Raw genomic sequence first — 22,712 nt, 5'->3', positions numbered from 1 at the left:
GACCGACAATCCACGTCGAACGAAGACGGCGGGCCGACAGCCGAGGCAGACCGTTCGGCGGCTGATGGCGGGCGGGCCAGGACGACACGAGGTTCTTCGCGGCCTCGACCTTCCGCCCGGGGCGGAACAGGAAGCCGCCCCCTGCCGACTCGGCCAGCTCCGTCAGGACCGGCGCCCACGACGCGCGGCAGGCCACCAGGCGGCCCACCAAGGTGTCGTCCAGGACAGGGACTCCGCAGCCGACATCGACGTGTCCGCCGCGAACAGCGGCGACTTCGCCGGGTGTCAGGCCGCAGCCTGCGCCGAGCGCCATCAGGGCCAGGCCATCCCGCCGGGCTTGGCCGGGCAGATGTCCCGCCCAGGCTCGCAGACCAGTCAACTCGGCAGGTCCATAGGGTGGTTGTGGCCTGCGAGGAGAGGAGATCCGTACGGGCGGTGCCTCGCCGCGCTGTACCCACACGAGTGCCTCGCGTGTGCGGCGCAACCAGGCCCGGTAGGTCTGGACCGTGGAGCCGTGCAGGCCGGTGCAGCCGGAGAGCACGAACGCGTCGATCGTCTCCGTCCGCAGCCATGTTCCCGGCTCTGGGGGCAGGCCCTGCTGGTCGGCCCAGACGGCCAGGCGCCCAACAGCATGCAGAAGCCGCCGTGCCTCGTAGCAGGTGGCCGGTGCGGTAGCCGTCACCGTTGCGCGGACCTGCTCAGCAACCGCGTCCCACCGCTGGGACGGCAGCCTGGGCTGGTAGGCGCGGATCCGGTCGGAAATCTCCGGGCTCAGTGTCACAGACCAACTCCACCGGCTGGTCAAGCAGCCAGTGAAGGGGTTGAAGTCGATCTTCACGGAAAGGAGTGCATCTGCATGGTCGGAGGCATGAACAGGCGAAAGCCGCCGCGGGAGCTTGCCACTGATCCGGAAACCTGGCCCGACGGCCACCTCGCTGACCCCGGCGCCGCCGCCGTCCAGCACATCGCCCGCGCTCTCGCCGCCGCCGTGGCCGAACGCGGTCTGAGCCTGCGCGGCGTCGCGGACGCCTGCGGAGTCAACCGGCAGGCCATCGCGGACCTGATCCACGGACGTTCGTGGCCCGACGTGGCCACCGTGGCCCGCCTCGCCGTCGGTCTCGGGCTTCCGCTCTGGCCTCAAACGGGCGTCTTCGAACGGGAGATGGGTCATGAAGCCTCAATCCCTGCCCGATACCGCACCAACAGCGACCGGGCATGACGATTTCGTGGCTCCACCCGCCGAGCGCCGCCGACCTCGCATACGCTCGGACACGCGATGAGCCACCTTGTAGGGAGCTCGCGTGCCGGCACCGCCGTCGCTTTCCACGGCTTTGCGGCGGTGCCGACCCTCTCCTGTCACCAGCCCCGCAGGGCCGTGCAGGAGCCTGTGTGTCAGCCCTCGCCGACCGTCCCCTCTCCGCCCGTGGCGGCACTGCCCGCGGCGATGGCGAACCAGCCGACCGGACCCTCGACGACGTGACCCTCCTCCGCGAGCCGCTTCAAACGCCCACGGGTGGTCTCCACCCGCGCCGGGGTCGAGATGTCCTCCCCGACCGCCGCAGCGATCTCCCGGACCTTCATCGCCCGCCCCGCAGTGGCCAGCAGCGACAGCATCCGCCGCCGGCCCTCCTCCCACTCCAGAGGCCCCACGGGTTCCTGCCACCTTTCGGATGCCGTCCCGGAAGGGACTGCTGCTTCATCCGCAGCCGGGGTCTGAGCGCCAGATCCGATCGGCCCGCCTTGCATCTGCTTCTCTGTGGGCAAGGACTCCAGCGTTTCCCGGGTGATGGCCAGCCGTTGCAGCCGGTTCTCGGCCTCACCGATCTGCTGGTGGACCCGCTCGAGTTCCTCGCGCAGTCCGGACAGGCAGTCACGCACGGCCGCCTCTTCCCGGTCCAAAAGCTCAAAGTACGACGCCATGATCCACCCCTGGCTCCCGCCGACGCCCCAAGAAAGACCCTGCAGTCCTGCCAAGGCCGCACCACACGGTACGGGCCAAAACCACAAGATCGCACGAGCTGTCCACCAACGACCGCAAAAAACAACTCACGCCCACCACAAGCTATTTGACGTCCAGATTGAGTGAGATAGCAGACAGTCCAGGGAGGGTGCCCGACCAGCCACCCCCGGCTCCGTTCCTGCAGTGACAGCATTTGTCGGCGAATTACGGTTCCGGCACGGCTCTTGGGGAGCCGTCGTGGTGGCGTCGTCTTGCGGATCAGGGCGGGAGGTTCGCCGTTGGTGAATCGTCCGCAGGATGCGGGTCGGGCGGGTCATCGTGGCCGAATGATCGAGGACACGTTGGAGCAGGTGTTCGCCGAGGCCGGATGCAAGGGCAGTGTGGCTGTCCTGGACGTCGACGGTCAGGGCCGGGTGGTGTTTGGAGATACCGAATTGGTGGTTGCCGCGTCCACGTTCAAGATCGTGGTGGCGTTGGAGCTGTTCTGTCAGGGAGCCGAGGGGCGCCTGGATCCGGCGGAGCGCGTTCGGCTCTCGCCGGCGCAGGCCACGCCGGGCGGTCAGGGGTTTTGCATCTTTGAGGATGAGGCCGAGGTCTCTTTGCGTGATATCGCCCGGATGATGCTCACCATCAGCGACAACACCGCAACCGACCTGCTGATTCGCCGGGTATCGCTGTCGTGCATCCATGATCGCTTGGCCGGCTTGGGTCTGGACCGGATCCGGTTGGTGGGCACGATCCGACAGGAATTCGACGCCATTGGCCGCGACGCGGGTTTCGCGGGGTGGGTGGATATGGGACATGCGATGCGTCAAGCGGGTTCGCCGGCGGACGCTGAGCGCGTCTGGGAGCGCGCACGGTCCGCTCCCTCCCTGCGGCCCGGCCGTATCACGAGCGCGACGGCCGGGCAGATGGCGACCTTGCTGAGGCTGATCTGGCGGGACGAGGCCGGTCCGGGTGACGCTTGCCGGGCCGTGCGGACCATCCTCGGCCAGCAGCGGCTGACCCGGAAGATTGCCACTGGCTTCAGCGACGAGGTGCGGGTAGCAGCCAAATCGGGCACCGTACCCGGCTGTGCAAACAACGACGCGGGAGTTGTGCAATACCCGGACGGTTCTCGTTTCGCGGTGGCGGTATTCACCAGACCGGCCGGACCCGCCCCCCGGGCACCAAAGGCCGACTCCGCGATCGGTACAGCAGCCCGGCTGGCGGTCGAGCACCTTCGTCGGCATCCAGGAAGGCCGCAGACACCACTGTCCCACCCGTAACCCCTCGGTGACGTGACGACATGCACCCTGGACAGGCCTTGGGGAACGATCTTCAACAGCCTGGGGAACGATCTTCAGGGCCTCGGATTGCCGCACGTCATCAGCGCTCGTGAACACCCGACGCAGCTCGGAGCCCCGGTCGGTGATAACCGACCGGGGCTCGCTGTTGTTTTCGTGATCCGCCGTGTTGTTGTCGCGAAGTGCCGCTGTCCGCCGTGATCTCGCCGTGCACGGGCTGCACGGGCCGGAGGAGTACTGCGGCCTCTTCTCCGGCCTGCCCGCGTCGGACGATGCGTCCCGGTCGTGGCAGTGCTGCATCGACGCCATCGACGTCCACGGCACTGTTGCGACCGCGTCCCTGACGCTCCGGCACAGCGCAGACGGCTTCACTGACGCTTTCCTGCTGGTGCACGCCGACGGCGGTCGGCGTAACGCCGACGAGGTCTGTCACCGGTGCCGTTGAGCGGGGGCCGGCGGGCGGACGGCCCGGCTACAGGGGCTTCGCGTAGCAGAGGCTGGACTCGTGGTGGCGGTAGTAGCCGAACTTGGTGCACGGTTCGTAGCCGCTGGAGGTGTACAGGGCGATGGCCTCCGGCTGTGCCGTGCCCGTCTCCAGGACCATGCGGATGCGGCCCGCCGCGCGTGCGTCCTCCTCCAGGGCGGCCAGGATGCGACGGGCGAGGCCGCGGCCGCGCATCTGCTCGATCACGTACATGCGCTTGAGTTCGGCGTCGCCGTCCTCGTTGCCCTGGCCGTTGACGTCCTGGCTGCGCCAGCCGCCGGTGGCCACGGGGTGGTCGTCGTCGTAGGCGATCAGGTACACGCCCCTCGGCGGGGTGAAGTCCAGGACGTGCAGGGCGGTGGCGTCGCCGTCGTCGCCGTAGCGCAGGCGGTACTCGGCCTGGACCTCGTCGTTGAGCTTGACTGCGTCGGGGTGGTCGAAGGGGACGGGGCGTATAAGCATGTTATGTATCGTAATTCTATGCAGAGAGCGGGCGGGGGCCTCGTACAGTGTGCCGGTATCGTGCCGCGGAGCTAACAGTGACCTCGGACGACGTGCCGTGAAGCCGGGGTCCGCCGTGACGCCGGGGAGAGTGTTTTGCTGACGGTGACCTCTGTCAACGTGAACGGGCTGCGGGCCGCCGCGAAGAAGGGCTTCGTGGAGTGGCTCGCCGGGACCTCCGCGGACGTGCTCTGCCTTCAGGAGGTGCGCGCCGAGCCGCAGCAGTTGCCCGAGGGCGTACGGCAGCCGGAGGGGTGGCATGTCGTGCACGCCCCCGCCGCCGCCAAGGGGCGCGCGGGCGTCGCTCTGTACACCCGGCGGGAACCCGACCGCGTGCAGATCGGCTTCGGCTCGGACGAGTTCGACACGAGCGGCCGGTACGTCGAGGCCGATCTGCCCGGGGTCACCGTCGCCTCCCTCTATCTGCCCTCCGGCGAGGTGGGCACCGAGCGGCAGGACGAGAAGATCCGGTTCATGGACGAGTTCCTGGCCCATCTCAAGGCGCTGCGTGTGCGGGCCGCCGCCGACGGGCGGGAGGTCGTCGTCTGCGGCGACTGGAACATCGCCCACCAGAACATCGACCTCAAGAACTGGCGCGGCAACACCAAGAACTCCGGCTTCCTGCCCGAGGAGCGGGCCTGGTTGACGCGGGTCCTCGACGCGGCGGACGGCGGGTACGCCGACGTCGTACGGTCGCTGCATCCCGACACCGAGGGGCCGTACACCTGGTGGTCGTACCGGGGGCGGGCCTTCGACAACGACAGCGGGTGGCGGATCGACTACCACGTCTCGACGCCCGGGCTCGCGGGCAAGGCCGTCAAGGGGTACGTGGAACGGGCGGCCACCCACGCCGAACGCTGGTCGGACCACGCACCGGTGACGGTCGTTTACGACCTGTAGGTCGTGGTGTCGTGGTCCGTCTGCGACCTGGGTGGTTTGCGGTCCGTAGGTGGATTGCGTTTCTGTGGATGGTCTACGGCGGGTAGCTGGTCTACGGCCTGTAGGTGGTCGGCGGTCTGTAGGCCCGCCCCGCGGCCGTCTGCTCCGCCGCGGCCTGCTCTCCGGGCCGGTCGTCCGTGCCTGCGTCAGTCCCGTTTGTGCAGGCGTCTGTCCAGCGCCAGGGAGAATTCCGCCTCGACCACGCTGCGGGCCAGTGGGCGCAGGCGTTCCAGGTCGTCCTCGGGGGCGTGGCGCAGGACCATCAGGGCGAACATGTCGGCCAGCGCGTCCGCGTGTTCGCGTACCCGCTTGCCCGCCGCCAGTACCTCGGCGAGCGGGATGCCCTCGCGGACCAGTGCGGACGACACGTCCAGCAGGCGCCGGCTGATGTGCACGATCTCGTTGCCGTCCGTGCCGAGATAGCCCAGCTCCAGTGCCGCGGCCAGATTCTCCGGGGTGTCCTCGCCCTCGAAGCGGTCGGCCAGTTCCTCGGGGGTGAGGCGGACCGGTTCCTCCTCGGTGGGGGTGCCGACGCCGAGCAGGTCGGCGACGCCGCGGCCGTGTTCGAGGGCGTCGGCCAGCTCCGCGATGCCGCTGAGGGTGTGGCCGCGCTCCAGCAGCGCCGAGATGGTGCGCAGGCGGCCAAGGTGCTGGTCGTCGTACCAGGCGATCCGGCCCTCACGGCGGGGCGGCCGGATCAGCTTGCGTTCGCGGTAGAAGCGCAGGGTGCGCACCGTGATGCCGGCCAGCCGGGCCAGTTCCTCCATGCGGTACTCGCGGGGGCCGTTCTGACGGCCGCCGCCCTGTCCGTCGCTTCCGCCACCGTCTGCTGCCACAGGGGCAGCCTAGGGCGTACCGCCGGTAACTTTCCCGCGCGCGCCCCCTACCCATCGGTACGGAGCTGCCCTACGCTCCCATCGTGCCAGTGTTCACTGGCAGAATCCGTTGCGATGCCGGGAGGCTGCGGGATGGCCCAGCACGAGCATGTACGGGTGGCGGTGATCGGGTCCGGGTTCGGCGGGCTCGGCGCGGCCGTGCGGCTGCGCCGCGAGGGGATCACCGACTTCGTCGTCCTGGAACGGGCCGACAGCGTCGGCGGCACATGGCGGGACAACGACTATCCCGGCTGCGCCTGCGACGTACCGTCCCACCTGTACTCCTTCTCCTTCGCGCCCAACCCCGAGTGGCCGCGCGCCTTCTCCGGGCAGGAGCACATCCGCGCCTACCTGGAGCGCGTCGCCGACACCTTCCGGCTGCGTCCGCACCTGCGGTTCGGCGCCGAGGTGCAGCGGATGGCCTGGGACACCGGGAAGCTGCGCTGGGAGATCGAGACCAGCAGCGGTGCGCTGAGCGCCGACGTCGTCGTCTCCGCCGCCGGGGCGCTGGCCGACCCGAGGATCCCGCCGATCCCCGGGCTCGACTCCTTCCCGGGCGAGGTCTTCCACTCCGCCCGCTGGAACCACGACTACGACCTGCGCGGCAAGCGCGTCGCCGTCGTCGGCACCGGCGCCTCCGCCATCCAGATCGTGCCGGCCATCCAGCCGCTCGTCTCCCGGCTGACCCTCTTCCAGCGCACCCCGCCGTGGGTGCTGCCGCGCGTCGACCGGGCCATCACCGGTGCCGAACGGTGGCTGCACCGGCACCTGCCGATCACCGCGCAGGCCCGGCGCGGACTGCTGTGGGGCATCCGCGAGCTGCAGGTGCAGGCATTCACCAAGCACCCGGACGAACTCGGCCCGGTCGAACAGCTCGCCAAGCGCAACATCGCCCGCGCCGTCAAGGACCCCGAGCTGCGTGCCAGGCTCACCCCCGACTACCGGATCGGCTGCAAGCGGATCCTGCTCTCCAACTCCTACTATCCGGCCCTCGCCCGGCCCGACGTCGACGTGGTGGCGAGCGGGCTGAGCGAGGTCAGGGGCACCACCCTGGTCGCCGCCGACGGCACCGAGACCGAGGTCGACGCGATCGTCCTCGGGACGGGCTTCCACGTCACCGACATGCCGATCGGCGAGCGGGTCGTCGGGGCGGACGGCAGGACCCTCGCTCAGGCGTGGCAGGACGGCATGCAGGCGCTGCGCGGGGCCTCCGCGGCCGGCTTCCCCAACTGGATGACGATCGTCGGGCCGAACACCGGCCTCGGGAACTCCTCCATGATCCTGATGATCGAGTCCCAGCTGAACTACATGGCGGACTACCTGCGCCAGCTCGACGTCCTCGGCGGCCGGGCCGCCCTCGACGCCCGCCCCGGTGCGGTGCGCGCCTGGAACGAGCGGGTCCAGGAGCGGATGCGGCGCACGGTGTGGAGCACCGGCGGCTGCACCAGCTGGTACCTGGACGCGAGCGGCCGCAACACCACCATCTGGCCCGGTACGACGACGGAGTTCCGGCGTGCCACCCGGCGGGTGGACCTCGCCGAGTACGAGGTCCTGCGGGTACCCGCCCGTACCCAGGCCCCGGTGGAGGTGAGGGCATGAGCAGCCGTCCGACGCATGTGACCGCGGGCCCCTACGCGCCGCCCACGCCCGTCCGCGAGCTGACGGTGGTCTCCGCCGACGGCGCGCGGCTGCACGCCGAGGTGCATGGCCCCAAGGACGCGCCGCCGGTCGTCCTCGCCCACGGCTGGAGCTGCTCGACCGCCTTCTGGGCGGCCCAGATCCGGGACCTGGCCGTGGACCACCGGGTCATCGCCTACGACCAGCGGGGCCACGGGCGCAGCCCGGCGAACCCGGTCTGCTCGCCCCGGGCGCTCGCCGACGACCTGGAGGCCGTGCTCGACCAGACGCTCGCGCCGGGCGAACGGGCCGTGCTCGCCGGGCATTCCATGGGCGCCATGACGATGCTGGCGGCGGCCGCGCGGCCCCGCTTCCGTGAGCACACCGCCGCCGTCCTGCTGTGCAGCACGGGCAGTTCGCGGCTGGTCGCGGAGGCACGCATCGTGCCGCTGCGCGCCGGGCGCGCACGCACCTGGATCACGGCGCGCATTTTGGGCGTGCGCGCCCCGCTCGGTCCGGTCACGCCGGTGGCCCGGCGGATCCTCAAGTACGCGACGATGGGCGCCGGTTCCGCGCCGTACATGGTGGACGCCTGCGCCCGGATCGTGCACGCCTGCCCGCCCGGCGCGCGGTACGCCTGGTCGCAGGTGCTGGCCCGGCTCGATCTCGACGACGGCGTACGGGAGTTGACGGTGCCCACGGCGGTGATCGCCGGGACCGCCGACCGGCTCACCCCGCCGGTGCACGCACGGGCCGTCGTCGCCGCGCTGCCGCACTGCGTCGGCCTGACCGAACTGCCCGGACTCGGCCACATGACTCCGGTGGAAGCGCCCGAACTGGTCACCGGGCGGATCCGGGACCTCGTCACGACGTACCTCGACGACCCGGCGCACCCCACGGACGATACGAAAAGCGTGAAAGACGCGAAGGGCACCAAGGGTGCAAAGGGCGCGAAGGACGGGGAGGGCAGGGCGGATATGGCGAACACGGCAGACGTAGCTGACGTGGCAGGTGTCGCGGACACCGGCAGGGCGGGCACCCCGGGCACCGGTACGGGCGCGGTGGACGGTGCGGACGTGCACGCCAAGGAGGGCGCGTGAACAGGGCGGCCGGCCTCGAAGGGCAGGTCGTGGTCGTCACCGGCGCGGCACGCGGCGTCGGCGAGATGCTCGCCCGCAAGCTGTCCGCGCGCGGTGCGAAGGTGGCGCTGGTCGGCCTGGAGCCGGACGCGCTCAAGGAGGTCTCCGGGCGGCTGCACGGCGACAGCGGCCACTGGTACGCCGACGTCACCGACCACGAGGCGATGGTCCGGGTGGCCGGTGAGGTCAAGGAGCGCTTCGGCAAGGCGGACATCGTCGTCGCCAACGCCGGTGTCGCCACCGGCGGCCCGTTCGCCGGCTCCGACCCGGACGCCTGGCGGCGGGTGATCGAGGTCAACCTGATCGGCTCGACGGTGACCGCCCGTGCCTTCCTGCCCCTGCTCGTGGAGAGCCGCGGCTATCTGCTCCAGATCGCCTCGCTCGCCGCGCTCACCCCGGCACCGATGATGTCGGCGTACTGCGCCTCGAAGGCGGGCGTGGAGGCGTACGCGCACAGCCTGCGCGCCGAGGTCGGCCACCAGGGGGTGCGGGTCGGGGTGGCGTATCTGTCCTGGACCGACACGGACATGGTGCGCGGTGCCGACCAGGACGCGACCATGCGGGAGTTGCGCCGGCGGCTGCCGTGGCCGGCCAACCGGACCTATCCGCTGGGGCCCGCGGTGGAGCGGATCGTGGCCGGGATCGAACGGCGGTCGAGCCATGTGTACGGGCAGTGGTGGCTGCGCGGGATGCAGGGCGTACGGGGCTACCTGCCGGCCCTCATCGGGACGGTCGGACAGCGCGAGATGCGGCGGTTCGGGCCCCGGTTGCAGGGGATGCGCACCGGACTGGTCGGCGCGGGCGGCGAGGCCGACGAACGGGCCCGTGCTACGCACCGTGACTGATCGACATGCGTAGGGTGTCGGGCCGTGTGAATCTGGTCGGGGGCCCATCGAGGACCCAACACCCCTCACCCTCACGGGAGTGAACCCACATGGGTATGAAGGACCAGTTCCAGGAGAAGGCCAAGAACCTGCGGGACCAGGCCGAGCAGAGCGCGCGCGAGAAGGCCGGTCAGCGCGGTCAGCGGGGCCAGCAGCAGCCCGGCAAGCCGCAGCCCGGCGGCAAGCCGCAGCCCGAGCGCGGCGGCCGCCAGAACCCGCGGGACACGCAGGACACCGAGCGTGAGATGCACGACCGCATGGACCAGGACTACGACGCCTGACGCCACGGTCGTTCACCGGTCCGCACAGGGCGCCCCGGACGCGGGGCGCCCTTCCTGTGCCCGGTTTCGCCGGGTCTCGTCTCCGTGTCCGGTCTCTGTGGCTGGTTCGCGCGTACGAGGGCGGGCGGTCGGACACGGGGCACGGGGGCGGGCGGTCAGGGTCGGGGCGGCAGTCCGGGGCGTGAGCGGTCCGGTACCTCGCGGAGGTCGGGCGGCGTCGCCGCGGGCCAGGACGCCAGCAGTTCCAGGACCAGCCGGATCGCGTCGTCCATCTCGACGTGCCGGCCCTCGGCCCAGTCCAGCGGCGTGCGCAGGGCTTCCACGTCCGGTGCCACCCCGTGGTTCTCCACGGACCAGCCGTACGCGTCGAACCAGGCCGCGTTCATCGGCACCGTGATCACCGTGCCGTCGCCCAGCCGGTGCCGCCCGGTGACGCCGACCACGCCGCCCCAGGTGCGCTGCCCGACCACCGGCCCCAACTTCAGCAGCCGGATCGCGGCGGTGATCATGTCGCCGTCGGACGAGGTGGCCTCGTCGGCCAGCGCCACGATCGGGCCGCGCGGTGCGTTGGAGGCGTACGACACGGGCTGGGCGTCGCGCGTCAGGTCCCAGCCGAGGATGGTCCGGGTCAGCTTCTCGACGACGAGTTCGCTGATGTGCCCGCCCGCGTTGCCGCGCACGTCCACCAGGAGCGCGGGCCGGGACACCTCCATGCGCAGATCGCGGTTGAACTGGGCCCAGCCGGAGCCGCCCATGTCCGGGATGTGTAGATAGCCGCACCGGCCGCCGCTCAACTCCCGGGTCACCTGGCGGCGTTTGGCCACCCAGTCCTGGTAGCGCAACGGCCGCTCGTCGATCAGCGGCACCACCGCCACCCGCCGCGCCGGGCCCGTCTCGCGTTCCGGGCTCACCGGGCCTTCCGTAACCGTCCCGTCCTCCCGGTTCACCGGGCTTTCCGTACCCGCCCCGCTTTCCTGGCCTGCCTCGTCCTGCTCCTTCGTCGTGCCTTGCTCGTCGGCCGCGCCCTGTTCATCCGTCGCGTCCCGCTCGTCCCTCCGTCTCGCGGAGCCGGCCGTGTCCGGCGGGCCCTCGTCGCACGGGGGATGGACGAAGGTCAGTTCCACGGTCGTACCGCCCGCGCCCGCCAGCAGCGGGTACGGGCCCGCCACCGGGTCCACCGGCCGCCCGTCCACCTGGGTGAGCACCGCGCCCGCCCGGATGCCGGTGCCGGCCAGCGGCGAACGCGCCCGGGAGTCGGAGGAGTCGCCCGGCAGGATCCGCCGGACCGTCCAGCGGCCGTCCCGGCAGACGAAGTCGGCGCCGAGCAGGCCCTGGTAGCGCTGGAAGTGGGGCGGGCCCTCGTTGCGCCGGGCCGGGGTGACATAGGCGTGGGAGGTGCCCAGTTCGCCCAGCACCTCGCGCAGCAGATCCGCGAAATCGTCCGGGGACGCGACGCGTTCGACCAGCGGCCGGTACTGGTCGAGGACCGCGTCCCAGTCGATGCCGCACATGCCCGGGTCCCAGAAGTAGGCCCGGATGAGCCGGCCCGCCTCCTCGAAGGACTGGCGCCACTCGGCGGGCGGGTCGGCCTCGTGCAGGATGCGGCGCAGGTCGATCCAGACCGTGGTGTCGGCGTCGCCCGACTCGGTCGACGGGACGGCGCGCAGGTCGCCCTCGTCGACCACGACCAGCCGGGTGCCGTCGCCGCTGACCGTGAACCAGTCCAGGTGGCCGACGAGTTCGGACCTCTTCGCCTTGGTGATGCTGAAGTACTCCAGGGTCGGGCGTCCGCTGGTGTCGGCCGGGTTGACGAAGGTCTCGCCCAGGGCGCCCGAGATCGGCCAGCGCAGCCAGACCAGGCCGCCGCCGGCCACCGGGTGCAGCGCCGAGTACTTGGAAGCGGTCACCGGGAACGGGGTGACCCGGCTCTCCAGGCCCTCGACCTCGACGGTGACCGCGGACCCGTCGCCGGGCCCGCCCTCGGCGGGGTCCAGACCGCCGGCCGCCGGACGGCCGTCCGGGTTCAGGGCGAACGGGGAGGGCGTCGCGGACGACAGCGGCACCAGGTAGGGGCGGCAGCCGAGCGGGAAGGACAGGTCCCCGGTGTGGACGTCGTACACCGGGTCGAAGCCGCGCCAGGACAGGAACGCCAGGTAGCGGCCGTCCCGGGTGAACACCGGGTTCTCGTCCTCGAAGCGGCCGTTGGTCACGTCGACGATCAGCCGGTCCGGCTGTCCGGCGCCGGGCACGCGGGCCATCTTGATCTGCCGCAGCGAGCGCCCGATCCCCGGGTGGGACCAGGTCAGCCAGGTCCCGTCCGGGGAGAACGCCAGGTCCTTCACCGGGCCGTTGACGGACCGGATCAACTCGGTGATCTCGGCTCCACAGGGGGCTACCTCGCCTCCACCGGGGACGGCCCCGCTTCCGCCGGTGCCGTCGGCAGAGTTCCCGGCGCCGTTCCCGGTGCCCTCGGCCGCGTCGATGAGCAGCAGCCGTCCGTCGTGCGAGGCGACGGCGAGGCGTTCGCCCGACGGGTCCGACACCAGTTCCAGGACCCGGCCCAGCTCACCGGTGGCCGGCCGGCGCGGCGCGCGGTCGCCGCTGGCCCGGGGCAGGTAGGCGATCTCGATGGCGTCCTCGCCCGTCGCGTCCGTGACGTAGGCGATCTGCCCGGTCGAGCCGAGCATCTCCGGGAGCCGGACCCGTACGCCCGGAGTGTCCGCGATGGTGCGGGCCGGGCCGTCGCGGTGGGTGAGCCAGTACAGACTGCCGCGTACGACGACGGCGCTGGCCCGCCCGGTCTCGTCGACCGATATGCCGTCCAGGTGCTGGGCGGCCGGGACCTGGTACCTGCGGCGGCCGGCCCGCGGCCCGGACAGCCGGATGTCCAGGCGGCGCGGTACGGCGTCCGGGGACAGGTCGTCGACCAGCCACAGGTCGCCCCCGCACTGGTACACCACCCGGGTCCCGTCGCTCGCGGCGTGCCGGGCGTAGAAGGCGTCGTGGTCGGAGTGGCGGCGCAGGTCGGAGCCGTCGTACGCGCAGGAGTAGAGGTTGCCGACGCCCTCGTGGTCGCAGAGGAAGGCGATCCGGCCGGCCACGAACATCGGTGCGTCCAGGTGGCCGCCGATGCCGGCGAGCAGCCGCTGTCCGTGCAGCCACAGCCGGCCCATGGCGCCGCCCCGGTAGCGCTTCCAGCCGGCCGGTTCGTGCGGCGGGGTGCCGGTGAGCAGCAGGGTCCGGTGTTCGTCGCCGAGGTCGGCGACCTGGATGTCAGAGACCGGGCCCCAGGGCAGTTTGCGGCCCGGGTCGCCGTCGGGGGAGACCTTGTAGGCCCAGCTGAAATAGGAGAAGGGCTGGCCGTGGGAGGCGACGGCGAGGATGTCGCAGCGGCCGTCCGGGTCGGGCGGGGTCCAGCCGCACACCCGGGTGTCGGCGCTGCCCCAGTACGTAAGCTGCCGGCCCGGTCCGCCGTCGGTGCAGGCCAGGTGGATCTCGGGCACGAGGCTGTGCCAGGTCGTGTAGGCGATGTGGCGGCCGTCGGGGGAGAAACGCGGATGGCCGATCTTGGTGCGGTCGACGGTGAGTCGCCAGGCACGGCCCGGGGTGTCGAGCGGGGTCAGCCACAGGTCGTCCTCGGCCACGAAGCACAGCCGGTCGCCGCTGAGGTGGGGCAGACGCAGATAACTCACCTCCCCATGTTTTTCCGGCCGATGCGGAACGGGCAACTCAGGGCGACTCGCACGGAACCGGGAAAAGGGCTTCTTGCGTGCAATTCACTGGCACGATTCACGGCACGCACTGACGGGATTCAAGGTACGTACGAAACGGTTTCGTTTCGTTGAAGTGTGCGCTACATTCATCCCATACAAAACCGTGTCGTCCGGAGCGGGAAAGGGCGAGAGACATGACTGAGGCATCCAAGGGCGCGGCATTAGTCGCTCCGGTGGAGCCGGTGCTTGCATCCGGACGTCGCAGTCGCATCACCCCCGAGCGCGAGGCCGAGCTGTACGAGGCCGTGCTCGATCTGCTCCGGGAAGTGGGCTACGACGCCCTCACCATGGACGCCGTGGCCACGCGCACGCGGTCCAGCAAGGCCACCCTCTACCGTCAGTGGGGTGGCAAGGCCGAGCTGGTCGTGAAGGCCATCCGGCATGGCAAGCGGGGCATCGGCAACGAGATCGACACCGGAACGCTCCGGGGCGACCTGCACGCCCTGATGGCGGCCGAGGACGACTGCGAGATGGAGCGGAACTCCGCGCTGATGCGGGGTGTCGCCATGGCCATGCACCACAACCCGGACCTGCGCGAGGCCTTCCGCAACCTGGTGGTGGATCCCGAGATAAAGGGTTTCCGCTCGATGGTGCAGCGCGCCATCGACCGGGGTGAGGTCCGCCCGGACTGTCCCGCGCTGGAGTTCCTGGTGCACATGGTGGTCGGCGGTTTCGCCACCCGGGCGCTGCTCGACGACCAGCCGCCGACGCAGGCGTTCCTCACCTCGTACCTGGACGCGGTGGTCCTGCCCGCACTCGGCGTGCCGGTCGGCTGACCGCCTCGTGGTTCCACCGGCGCCGCGGCCCGCGCGGCGCCTGACCGTATGAACGAGGTGAACAGGGCTCACGGGGCGTACGGGCTCACGGGGCGTACGGGGGGAAAGGCCGACCGCGTCGGACGCCGATGCCTCGATGACCGCGATCTGACCGAAAAGGGCGCCTAAGATCGCCGCGGCGAGGGGAATCCGCGAGCAGGCATCCGAGAACAGGAACCGACCGCATGACCGAGAAACTCACCGTGAGCGTCCTGGGCACCGGCATCATGGGCGCCCCGATGGCCCGCAACATCGCCCGCGCCGGGCACACCGTCCGCGCCTGGAACCGCACCGCGAGCAAGGCCAAGCCGCTGGCCGCCGACGGGGTGCAGGTCGCCGCCGACCCGGCCGCGGCCGTGCGCGACGCCGATGTCGTGCTGACCATGCTCTACGACGGTGACACCGTCCTGGAGGTCATGCGCGAGGCGGCGCCCGCGCTGCCCTCCGGCGCGGTCTGGGCGCAGTCGACCACGGCCGGTCTCGACTCCGTCGCCGAACTCGCCGGATTCGCCCGCGAGCACGACCTCGTCTTCTACGACGCCCCCGTCCTCGGCACCCGCCAGCCCGCCGAGTCCGGTCAGCTCACCGTGGTGGCCGCCGGTCCCGAGGAACACCGCAAGACGGTCAAGCCCGTCTTCGACGCGGTCGGCGTGCGTACCGTGTGGACCGGCGAGGACGGAGCCGCGGCCGGCGCGACCCGGCTGAAGCTCGTCGCCAACAGCTGGGTCCTCGCGGTCACCGCGGCGGGCGGCGAGGTCCTCGCCCTCGCCCAGGCCCTCGGGGTCGACCCGCAGAGCTTCTTCGACCTGATCGCCGAGGGGCCGCTCGACATGGGGTACCTGCGGGCCAAGGCGGGGCTGGTCCTGGAGGGCCGGCTGAGCCCGGCGCAGTTCGCGGTGAGCACCGCCGGGAAGGACGCGCGGCTGATCGTGCAGGCGGGGGAGCGGGGGCATGTGCGACTCGACATCGCCGCCGCCACCGCCGAGCGCCTCGCGCGGGCCGCGGCGCAGGGTCATGGTGACGAGGACATGGCTGCCGCCTATTTCGCGAGCTTCGCGGAGAAGGCGGAGTAGGTTCCCCGCGGGGGTGGGGTGGGCGGGGCTGGTTGCGCAGTTCCCCGCGCCCCTGTGGGGGCTCGCGCTTTGTTCGTCTGCGGGTGTGTCGTGGCTGGTCGCGCAGTTCCCCGCGCCCCTAGGAGGGGGCCGGTCGCCTCGTGCGTCTGCGGGTGTGTTGTGGCTGCTTGCGCAGTTCCCCGTGCCTTTTTCGGGGGCGCTTAGGTCCCCGTGCCCCCTGGGGCGCCTCCCGTCCCCGTTCTTTGGCGGGTGCGTTGGGTCTTGTGCCCTCTGCGGGGCGCCCCTCGGGGCGGTCGGGGTCAGACGTTGATCGGGTGTGAGGTGCGGCCGGACATCGCGTCTATTTCTCCGTGTGCCTTGGCCAGCAGTTGCATCGCGAGTTCGTTGAGGGCGCGGGCGCCCGCGATCTCCTCGCCGACCCGTGGCTGATTGCAGTCGGTGTGGTGCCGGCTCGCCCGGCCGTGCCCCCGGATCTCCGTGCCGTCGGGCACCCGCACCAGCGCCACCGCCCGCGTGTGCTGATCGTCCTCCTCGAACTCCATCTCGACATGCCAGCCCACTGTGGTTTGCATCATGACGACCACCTCCGGAACCACTGATTCCAGAGTGCGCCCACCCCACCGCGACGTCACGCCGACGGCACCCCGAAAAGGGGCGCGGGGAACTGCGCGACCACCCCCCGCGCTCCCGCAGACGCACACCCCGCACGAGCACGACGGCGCACGACTCGCACCCCACCCGGCGGAGCGCTCACCCGAGAGCCGCCCGCACCGCCCCCACCAGCGCCTGCGCCCGAGGATCGGCCGTCACGCTCTGCCGGAAGCCGTTGGTCACGTAGCCGAAGGCGATGCCCGACTCCGGGTCGGCGAAGCCCAGCGCACCGCCCCGGCCCGGGTGGCCGAAGGACGCGGGGGACAGCAGCGGCGAGGCCGTGCCGTGCAGCATGTAGCCGAGGCCGAACCGGGTGTTCACGACCAGGACGCGGTCGGGCCCGGCGGACCGTTCCCCGCGGGCCAGTTCCACGGTGCGTGGGGTGAACAGCCGCCGGCCGCCGTCCACGTCGCCGATCAGCGACGCGTAGAAGCGGGCCAGGCCGTCGGCGGTGGCGATGCCGTTGGAGCCGGGCAGGGCGGCGGCGCGGTAGTCGGGGGCGTTCTCGTCGGGCAGCGGGGTGATCGCGGCGAAGGCACGCCGGGTCAGCGAGCCGGGGTCGGCGTAGGCCGCGGCGACGGACCGCTTCGGCCGGGTCCGCAGTCCGCCGGCCGTTTCGGGGGCGTCGACGGGGCCGACCCGGCCCACGCGCGCCGCCTGCGCGTCCGGCAGCCCGAGCCACAGGTCCGTGCCGGCCGGCCCGGCGATCTCGGTGGCCAGCCACTCGCCGATCGGCCGGCCGGTGACGCGTCGTACCAGTTCGGCGGTGAGCCAGCTGTAGGTCTGCGCGTGATAGCCGTGGTCCGTGCCCGGCTCCCACACCGGTGCCTGGGCCGCGACGGCCGCCGCGCCGGCCTCGGGGTCGGCCGCCTCCCGCGGGGTGAGCGGCCGGTCCAGCACCGGGACGCCGGCGCGGTGCGCGAGCAGGTGCCGTACCAGGGTCCGTTCCTTGCCCGCGGCCTTGAACTCGGGCCAGTACGCACCCACCGGGGCGTCCAGGTCCAGTTCACCGCGCTGGTGGAGGAGGAGCAGTGCGGCCGCGGCGACGCCCTTCGTCGCGGAGCGCACGATCTGCGCGGTGCCGCGTTCCCAGGGCGCCGCGCCGTGCCCTCCGTCGCCTCCGTCCGCGCCGTCCCCTCCATCCACGTTCTTGGCGCCGCCCCACAGGTCGACGACCCGGTGCCCGTCCCGGTACACGGCCACCGCCGCGCCCCGCTCGCCCAGCCGGTCGAAGTTGCGCAGGAACGCCTCCCTGACCGGCTCGAAGCCCTCGGTCACGGTGCCGCCGACGTCTGTGCCGTTGCCGTCCACGCCCGTCCTTCCCTTCGGCTTGCCTTCGACGGTGGGTGAAACACCCGCTGTCAGCCTGCGATTCCTTCGTTTCGCGGGCCGCGGGGGACCGTTACGCCGATGTTGCCGCGGGCCGACGGCGGACCCGTCACGTGACCCGTGACAGGACCCGTCACATGGCCCGCAACAGGACCCCGTCACAGGACCTGTCACAGCCGGGCGGAGCGCCCGTTCACCGATCGCGGGTCGAAGCCGAAGGGCAGTTCCAGGCGGTGGGCCCGCATCAGCGCGTCGTCGGACAGGAGGTCGCCGGTCGGTCCGTCCGCCGCGATCACACCGTCGCTGAGGATCAGCGCGCGCGGGCACAGCTCCAGCGCGTAGGGCAGGTCGTGCGTGACCATCAGGACGGTGACGTCCAGGGCGCGCAGGATGTCGGCGAGTTCCCGGCGGGAGGCCGGGTCGAGGTTGGAGGAGGGTTCGTCCAGGACCAGGATCTCCGGCTCCATCGCCAGCACGGTCGCCACGGCGACCCGGCGCCGCTGGCCGAACGAGAGGTGGTGCGGCGGCCGGTCCGCGAAGTCCTGCATGCCGACCCGCTCCAGGGCCGTACGCACCCGCTCCGCCAGCGCGTCCCCCTTGATCCCGGCGGCGGCCGGCCCGAACGCCACGTCCTCCCGCACGGTCGGCATGAACAGCTGGTCGTCCGGGTCCTGGAAGACGATGCCGACCTTCTGCCGGATCTCGGCCATGTGCGCGCGGCCGACCGGCAGCCCGGCCACGGTCACCGTCCCGGTCCCGCCGCTCAGGATGCCGTTGAGGTGCAGGACGAGGGTGGTCTTGCCGGCGCCGTTCGGGCCGAGCAGCGCGACCCGTTCGCCGCGGCCGACGCTGAAGTCCACGCCGAACAGGGCCTGGTGGCCGTCGGGGTAGGCGAAGGCGAGGCCGGAGACCGCCAGGGACGCGGGGATCGGGTCAGTGCTCACAGGGTCCATCCCAGCAGACAGACGACGAGGGCGGTGACGGGGAGGGCCAGGGCGTGCGACCACTGGGCCCGGGACGCGGTCACCTCGTCGATGACCGGCATCGAACCGGCGTAGCCGCGGCTCACCATGGCGAGGTGGACGCGTTCGCCGCGCTCGTAGGTGCGGATGAACAGTGCGCCGGCGGACTTGGCGAGCACGCCCCAGTGGCGCACCCCGCGCGCCTCGAAGCCGCGCGACTCGCGGGCGATCCGCATGCGGCGCATCTCGTCGGTGATGACATCGCCGTAGCGGATCATGAACGACGCGATCTGCACCAGCAGCGGCGGCAGCTTCAGCCGCTGGAGCCCGAGCAGGAGCGCGCGCAGTTCGGTGGTGGCGGCCAGCAGCACCGAGGCGGCGACGCCGAGGGTGCCCTTGGCGAGGACGTTCCAGGCGCCCCACAGGCCGTGCACGCTCAGCGACAGGCCGAGGACGTCCACCCGCTCGCCCTCCGCCACGAACGGCATGAGCACCGCGAACGCCACGAACGGCACTTCGATCAACAGGCGCTTGAACAGGAAACCGGCGGGTACACGGGCATGACGGGCCACGCCCGCGAGCAGTACGGCGTACAACCCGAAGGCCCACACGGCCTCCCGCGGGGTGGAGACCACGACCACGACGAAGGCGAAGGCGGCGGCGAGTTTGGTGTGCGGCGGCAGCGCGTGCACGGGCGAGTGCCCGTGCCGGTACAGCCGGTGGGAGTGTCCGGCTCCCATGTCAGAGGTCCGTGCCCGCGGGAGAGACCTCCTGGGTGCGGCGCCTGCGCAGCGCCCAGAAGACCGCGCTGCCCGCGACGACGGTGACGCCGACGCCGATCACGCCCGCGAGGCCGCCGGAGAGCCGGGCGTCGGAGACGTCCTTGACGCCGTAGTCGGCGAGCGGCGAGTCGGCCGAGGCGTGGTCCCCGGTCTTCTTGTCGATCCCGTGGTCGTGGGCGACTTTCTCCAGACCGTCCGGGTTGGCGGAGGCGTAGAAGCTGACGAAGCCCGCGAGGACGAGGGAGGCGGCGAGCCCGGTGATCCACAGGGTGCGGTGCGAGGTCCTGGCGGCGGCCGGGGCCGGGGCCGGGGCGGGTGCGGCCGGGGCGTCGACCAGTTCGCCGTTCACCCGCAGCTTCAGCTCCTGCCGCAGGCCGCGGGCGCCGTGCACCAGGTCCGGCCGTACGGCGATGACGGCGCCGACGGTGAGTGCGGTGATCACGGCCTCGCCGATGCCGATCAGCACGTGGACGCCGATCATCGCGGTGGCGACCTTGCCGATGGCCACGTCGGTGGTGCCGCCGATCGCGTAGATCAGCGTGAAGGCGACGGCGGCGGCCGGCACCGACAGCAGCGCGGCGACGAAGGAGGCGGCGGTGACCGACCGCCGGCTGCGCGGGAGCACCGCGAGCAGGCCGCGGAAGAGGGCATAGGACACCACGGTGGTCACGACCGCCATGTCGGTGATGTTCACGCCCAGCGCGGTCAGGCCGCCGTCGGCGAACAGGATGCCCTGCATCAGCAGGACGACGGACACGCAGAGCACTCCGGTGAAGGGGCCGACGAGTATCGCGGCCAGGGCGCCGCCCAGCAGATGGCCGCTGGTCCCGGCGGCGACCGGGAAGTTCAGCATCTGCACCGCGAAGATGAACGCTGCCACGAGCCCGGCCAGCGGCGCTGTCTTTTCGTCCAATTCGCGTCGCGCGCCGCGCAGGCTCACGGCGAGGGCGCCGGCGGCGACCACCGCGGTGACGGCGGAGGTAGGGGCGTCGATGAATCCGTCAGGTACATGCACGGGCCGATTTTAGGCGCTTGTTGCGAACGAATTGCAAGAGCGAGGTTCTCGTTTTTTGCACAGACGAGATCGATCGCCTCCCAATGAGCACAATCTTGGAAATATGCGACATTTGAAGGGAGACGGGAAGACACCGATGCACAGCTTCCGTATAGGTGACGCAGTGTTAGGGGCCGTCCGATGTCCGTAGTCGAACAGTACGCACGAGCCCGGATCGTCACGCCCGAGGACCCCCTCGCCGACGCCGCGTCCGTACCCGTCGTCCTGCGCTACGACCCCGAGGCCGACCCGGACTCGGTCGGCGTCGGCCTGCCCGGGTCGCTGCCCGGACCGCGGGACTGGACGTTCCCCCGCACCCTGCTCGAACAGGGCCTGCGGGCGCCGGTCGAGGGCGGTGGCATCCGGGTGTGGCCGTGCGGACGGGTCCAGGCCGTGGTGGAGTTCCACTCCGCGGACGGCGTCTCGGTGGTCCAGTTCGAGACGAAGGCCCTGCTGCGGTTCCTGCGCCGTACGTACACGGCGGCCGCGCCCGTGGCGCGGTGACCGCGCGGCCGCGGTGACCATCCGCCCGCGGCGCCGCCCGGGGGCGGCCCCCGCCCCTCGGCGGCCGGCCGCTCCCGTCCGGTGGTGGGCCCGGCCGTCCCCGCTCAGCCGCCCGCCCGCAGCAGGGCCGCCACGATCGGGCCCGCCGTGTCACCGCCGTGGCCGCCCGCCTGGACGACGCCCGCCGCCGCCAGATCCCCGCGGTACGCGGTGAACCAGCCGTTGGGCTTCTTCTGCCCGTCGACCTCGGCGGACCCCGTCTTGGCGCCGTAATCGGGGCCGAGACCGGACATCGCCTCCGCCGCCGTGCCGTACGCGGCGGTGTACTGCAACAGCTCGCGCAGCTGGGAGAGGGTGCCCGCGGACATCGTGCGGGACGCGGTGGCCAGCTTGCGGTGGTCGACCGAAGGGGAGACCAGATACGGCTGGTGGAAGCTGCCCGCCTGCACGGTCGCGGCCACCGACGCCATGTTGAGCGGGTTCATGCGCACCCCGCCCTGCCCGATCAGCGAGGCCGCCATCTGGGCCGCCGACTGCACCGGCACCGAGCCGTCGAAGCTCGGGACGCCGATCGCCCAGTTGTTCCTGGACAGGCCGAAGACCTCCTCGGCCTGCTTGGTCAGGTCGTCGTTCTTCAGCTTCCCGGCCTGGCTGATGAAGGCCGTGTTGCAGGAGCGCGCGAAACTCGCCTTGAACGTGCCGCCCTTGATCTCGAAGTCGTCGTCGTTGTGGAACTTCCAGCCGCCGAAGGTGAACGTCTTCGGGCAGGGGTGCGGCTTGTCCGCGGAGGCCAGGCCCTTCTCGATGAGCAGCGACGACGTGATGACCTTCATCGTGGAGCCCGGGGCCAGCGAGCCCTGGAGGGCCGCGTCGAAGCCGTGGCCGGTGTTGGCCACCGCGAGGATCTCACCGGTCGAGGGGCGCACCACCACGACCGAGGCGTGGTCCGACTTGGCGACCTTCTGCTCGGCGAGGTCCTGGAGGGCGGGGCTCAGCGTCGTCTTCACCGTGCCCGGCGTGCCCTGGCTCAGCTCCTGCAGCGTCTTGTCGGACAGCTTGGCCTTCTTCGACGCCGCGCCGCGCAGCACCCGCAGCTCCACGCCGGCCTTGCCGCCCGCCAGCTTGCCGTACTTCTCGCGCAGCCCGTCCAGCACCGCGCCCAGCGACGGGTAGGCGGCCGTGGTCAGCTTCCCGCCGTTGCGGTCCAGTGCCGTCACCGGCGGCGTGCCGGACTCGCCGGTGACCAGCCGGTCGCCGTCCGCGAGGTCGGGGTGCAGGACGGCCGCGTGCCAGCCGACCAGCGGCTTGCCGTCGGACTCGGCGCGCACCACGGTGAGCGCGCTGTCGTAGGCCAGCGGTTTGCTGATTCCCCGGTAGGAGACCGTGGCCCGCACGGAGAAGGGCACCTTGGGGCCGGCCGCGGTGCCGGCGGTGATCTTGACGTTCTGGAGGTGGGCGTCCTTCGTGTAGCCGGCGAGCAGCGCGGTGGCGCCGCTCGCGTCGTCCGTGGCGGCGGCTGCCTGCGTGGTCCGGCCGCGCTGCCAGGCGGTCAGGAAGCGGGTGGCAGCGGTCCGCACCTCGGTGGCGGTCAGCGGGCCGGTCTTCACCGGCTTGTGGTCCGCCGTCGACCCGGCCCGGCCGCCGTCCTCGGCCGCGGCGCCGCTCCCGTAGAGCGCGTAGCCGCCGACACCGGCACCGATGACGACCACGGCGGCCACGCCGCCGAGCACGACCGGCCTGGCCCTCCGTCGCTCGGCGACGCGTCTTCTCTTGCCCACTGCCTCAGTTCCTCCGCGAAATCTC

General features: G+C 71.7%; 21 protein-coding genes. 11 read left to right on the top strand and 10 right to left on the bottom strand.

What is annotated here, in order from left to right; translation table 11 throughout:
* Positions 1-64: 64 nt before the first annotated feature.
* Positions 65-1,219 carry a helix-turn-helix domain-containing protein gene (locus ACFYPJ_RS26750; RefSeq protein ID WP_389022121.1) on the top strand — a complete coding sequence of 385 codons (1,155 nt, stop codon included), beginning with the start codon at positions 65-67 and terminating at the stop codon, positions 1,217-1,219.
* 173 nt (positions 1,220-1,392) lie between these two features.
* On the opposite strand, the gene ACFYPJ_RS26745 is transcribed toward ACFYPJ_RS26750, so the two are convergent.
* The gene (locus ACFYPJ_RS26745) at positions 1,393-1,974 is read right to left on the bottom strand and encodes a hypothetical protein (RefSeq protein WP_389022118.1); all 582 of its coding nucleotides are present in this window, start codon (positions 1,972-1,974) and stop codon (positions 1,393-1,395) included.
* A gap of 312 nt (positions 1,975-2,286) precedes the next feature.
* On the opposite strand from ACFYPJ_RS26745, the gene ACFYPJ_RS26740 reads away from it, so the two are divergent.
* Both ACFYPJ_RS26740 and ACFYPJ_RS26735 read left to right on the top strand, forming a co-directional pair.
* Complete coding sequence (locus ACFYPJ_RS26740; protein WP_389022116.1) at positions 2,287-3,228, top strand: serine hydrolase; 942 nt, start codon at positions 2,287-2,289, stop codon at positions 3,226-3,228.
* 184 nt (positions 3,229-3,412) lie between these two features.
* Positions 3,413-3,691: a nuclear transport factor 2 family protein gene (locus ACFYPJ_RS26735; RefSeq protein WP_389022113.1), complete on the top strand. Its 279-nt coding sequence runs from the start codon at positions 3,413-3,415 to the stop codon at positions 3,689-3,691.
* A gap of 27 nt (positions 3,692-3,718) precedes the next feature.
* On the opposite strand, the gene ACFYPJ_RS26730 is transcribed toward ACFYPJ_RS26735, so the two are convergent.
* A complete protein-coding gene (locus ACFYPJ_RS26730; protein WP_389022110.1) occupies positions 3,719-4,192 on the bottom strand; it encodes a GNAT family N-acetyltransferase in 474 nt (157 codons plus the stop codon).
* 135 nt (positions 4,193-4,327) lie between these two features.
* Here ACFYPJ_RS26730 and ACFYPJ_RS26725 point away from each other — a divergent pair, with 135 nt between their 5' ends.
* Positions 4,328-5,131, top strand: a complete 804-nt coding sequence (locus tag ACFYPJ_RS26725) for an exodeoxyribonuclease III (RefSeq protein WP_389022107.1) — start codon at positions 4,328-4,330, stop codon at positions 5,129-5,131.
* Positions 5,132-5,316: 185 nt separating this feature from the next.
* Here ACFYPJ_RS26725 and ACFYPJ_RS26720 read toward each other — a convergent pair whose 3' ends face one another.
* Positions 5,317-5,937, bottom strand: a complete 621-nt coding sequence (locus ACFYPJ_RS26720) for a MerR family transcriptional regulator (RefSeq protein ID WP_389022320.1) — start codon at positions 5,935-5,937, stop codon at positions 5,317-5,319.
* A 201-nt stretch (positions 5,938-6,138) separates the two neighbouring features.
* Between ACFYPJ_RS26720 and ACFYPJ_RS26715 the strand changes: the two genes are divergently transcribed.
* The 4 genes from ACFYPJ_RS26715 (at position 6,139) to ACFYPJ_RS26700 (ending at position 9,966) form a co-directional block, all read left to right on the top strand.
* Positions 6,139-7,644, top strand: a complete 1,506-nt coding sequence (locus ACFYPJ_RS26715) for a flavin-containing monooxygenase (RefSeq protein ID WP_389022104.1) — start codon at positions 6,139-6,141, stop codon at positions 7,642-7,644.
* Positions 7,641-8,762 (top strand): alpha/beta fold hydrolase, encoded by a 1,122-nt coding sequence (locus ACFYPJ_RS26710; protein WP_389022100.1) that lies wholly within the window; start codon positions 7,641-7,643, stop codon positions 8,760-8,762. Before ACFYPJ_RS26715 ends, ACFYPJ_RS26710 begins: the two co-directional genes overlap by 4 nt.
* A complete protein-coding gene (locus tag ACFYPJ_RS26705) occupies positions 8,759-9,646 on the top strand; it encodes an SDR family oxidoreductase (RefSeq protein WP_389022097.1) in 888 nt (295 codons plus the stop codon). The genes ACFYPJ_RS26710 and ACFYPJ_RS26705 overlap by 4 nt, the downstream gene beginning before the upstream one ends.
* 89 nt (positions 9,647-9,735) lie before the next feature.
* The gene (locus ACFYPJ_RS26700) at positions 9,736-9,966 is read left to right on the top strand and encodes a hypothetical protein (protein ID WP_389022094.1); all 231 of its coding nucleotides are present in this window, start codon (positions 9,736-9,738) and stop codon (positions 9,964-9,966) included.
* Between the two features lie 155 nt (positions 9,967-10,121).
* Here ACFYPJ_RS26700 and ACFYPJ_RS26695 read toward each other — a convergent pair whose 3' ends face one another.
* Positions 10,122-13,658, bottom strand: coding sequence for a S41 family peptidase (locus tag ACFYPJ_RS26695; RefSeq protein WP_389022091.1), 3,537 nt, complete (start codon positions 13,656-13,658; stop codon positions 10,122-10,124).
* A gap of 215 nt (positions 13,659-13,873) precedes the next feature.
* On the opposite strand from ACFYPJ_RS26695, the gene ACFYPJ_RS26690 reads away from it, so the two are divergent.
* Complete coding sequence (locus ACFYPJ_RS26690) at positions 13,874-14,515, top strand: TetR/AcrR family transcriptional regulator (protein ID WP_389022088.1); 642 nt, start codon at positions 13,874-13,876, stop codon at positions 14,513-14,515.
* A 224-nt stretch (positions 14,516-14,739) separates the two neighbouring features.
* Positions 14,740-15,627 carry an NAD(P)-dependent oxidoreductase gene (locus ACFYPJ_RS26685; RefSeq protein ID WP_389022085.1) on the top strand — a complete coding sequence of 296 codons (888 nt, stop codon included), beginning with the start codon at positions 14,740-14,742 and terminating at the stop codon, positions 15,625-15,627.
* A 299-nt stretch (positions 15,628-15,926) separates the two neighbouring features.
* Here ACFYPJ_RS26685 and ACFYPJ_RS26680 read toward each other — a convergent pair whose 3' ends face one another.
* From ACFYPJ_RS26680 to ACFYPJ_RS26660, 5 genes are all read right to left on the bottom strand, one after another.
* Entirely contained in the window at positions 15,927-16,202 is a 276-nt protein-coding gene (locus tag ACFYPJ_RS26680) for a DUF1876 domain-containing protein (RefSeq protein WP_389022082.1), read from the bottom strand.
* Between the two features lie 175 nt (positions 16,203-16,377).
* Positions 16,378-17,589 carry a serine hydrolase domain-containing protein gene (locus ACFYPJ_RS26675; protein WP_389022079.1) on the bottom strand — a complete coding sequence of 404 codons (1,212 nt, stop codon included), beginning with the start codon at positions 17,587-17,589 and terminating at the stop codon, positions 16,378-16,380.
* 188 nt (positions 17,590-17,777) lie between these two features.
* Entirely contained in the window at positions 17,778-18,560 is a 783-nt protein-coding gene (locus ACFYPJ_RS26670) for an energy-coupling factor ABC transporter ATP-binding protein (RefSeq protein WP_389022076.1), read from the bottom strand.
* Positions 18,548-19,309, bottom strand: coding sequence for a cobalt ECF transporter T component CbiQ (cbiQ, locus tag ACFYPJ_RS26665; protein ID WP_389022074.1), 762 nt, complete (start codon positions 19,307-19,309; stop codon positions 18,548-18,550). The genes ACFYPJ_RS26670 and cbiQ overlap by 13 nt, the downstream gene beginning before the upstream one ends.
* Before the next feature lies 1 nt (position 19,310).
* On the bottom strand, positions 19,311-20,366 hold the full coding sequence (locus ACFYPJ_RS26660; RefSeq protein WP_389022071.1) for an energy-coupling factor ABC transporter permease: 1,056 nt from the start codon (positions 20,364-20,366) through the stop codon (positions 19,311-19,313).
* 180 nt (positions 20,367-20,546) lie between these two features.
* Here ACFYPJ_RS26660 and ACFYPJ_RS26655 point away from each other — a divergent pair, with 180 nt between their 5' ends.
* A complete protein-coding gene (locus ACFYPJ_RS26655; protein WP_389022069.1) occupies positions 20,547-20,909 on the top strand; it encodes an SsgA family sporulation/cell division regulator in 363 nt (120 codons plus the stop codon).
* A gap of 104 nt (positions 20,910-21,013) precedes the next feature.
* Here the strand turns inward: ACFYPJ_RS26655 and ACFYPJ_RS26650 are convergent, their stop codons facing one another.
* A complete protein-coding gene (locus ACFYPJ_RS26650; protein ID WP_389022066.1) occupies positions 21,014-22,687 on the bottom strand; it encodes a penicillin-binding transpeptidase domain-containing protein in 1,674 nt (557 codons plus the stop codon).
* Positions 22,688-22,712: the final 25 nt, after the last annotated feature.

The organism is Streptomyces sp. NPDC006012 (genome assembly GCF_042871185.1).
GTDB lineage: Bacteria > Actinomycetota > Actinomycetes > Streptomycetales > Streptomycetaceae > Streptomyces.
The sequence above is the reverse complement of the archived record's forward strand: the minus strand, read 5'-3'. Positions and strand labels throughout refer to the sequence as shown.

Excerpts from the sequence above, each read along its gene's own strand:
- ACFYPJ_RS26750 (WP_389022121.1), top strand. The coding sequence starts at position 65 with ATGGCGGGCGGGCCAGGACGACACGAGGTTCTTCGCGGCCTCGACCTT.
- ACFYPJ_RS26740 (WP_389022116.1), top strand. The coding sequence starts at position 2,287 with ATGATCGAGGACACGTTGGAGCAGGTGTTCGCCGAGGCCGGATGCAAG.
- ACFYPJ_RS26730 (WP_389022110.1), bottom strand. The coding sequence starts at position 4,192 with ATGCTTATACGCCCCGTCCCCTTCGACCACCCCGACGCAGTCAAGCTC.
- ACFYPJ_RS26720 (WP_389022320.1), bottom strand. The coding sequence starts at position 5,937 with ATGGAGGAACTGGCCCGGCTGGCCGGCATCACGGTGCGCACCCTGCGC.
- ACFYPJ_RS26715 (WP_389022104.1), top strand. The coding sequence starts at position 6,139 with ATGGCCCAGCACGAGCATGTACGGGTGGCGGTGATCGGGTCCGGGTTC.
- ACFYPJ_RS26710 (WP_389022100.1), top strand. The coding sequence starts at position 7,641 with ATGAGCAGCCGTCCGACGCATGTGACCGCGGGCCCCTACGCGCCGCCC.
- ACFYPJ_RS26700 (WP_389022094.1), top strand. The coding sequence starts at position 9,736 with ATGGGTATGAAGGACCAGTTCCAGGAGAAGGCCAAGAACCTGCGGGAC.
- ACFYPJ_RS26690 (WP_389022088.1), top strand. The coding sequence starts at position 13,874 with ATGACTGAGGCATCCAAGGGCGCGGCATTAGTCGCTCCGGTGGAGCCG.
- ACFYPJ_RS26685 (WP_389022085.1), top strand. The coding sequence starts at position 14,740 with ATGACCGAGAAACTCACCGTGAGCGTCCTGGGCACCGGCATCATGGGC.
- ACFYPJ_RS26680 (WP_389022082.1), bottom strand. The coding sequence starts at position 16,202 with ATGATGCAAACCACAGTGGGCTGGCATGTCGAGATGGAGTTCGAGGAG.
- ACFYPJ_RS26670 (WP_389022076.1), bottom strand. The coding sequence starts at position 18,560 with ATGGACCCTGTGAGCACTGACCCGATCCCCGCGTCCCTGGCGGTCTCC.
- cbiQ (WP_389022074.1), bottom strand. The coding sequence starts at position 19,309 with ATGGGAGCCGGACACTCCCACCGGCTGTACCGGCACGGGCACTCGCCC.
- ACFYPJ_RS26655 (WP_389022069.1), top strand. The coding sequence starts at position 20,547 with ATGTCCGTAGTCGAACAGTACGCACGAGCCCGGATCGTCACGCCCGAG.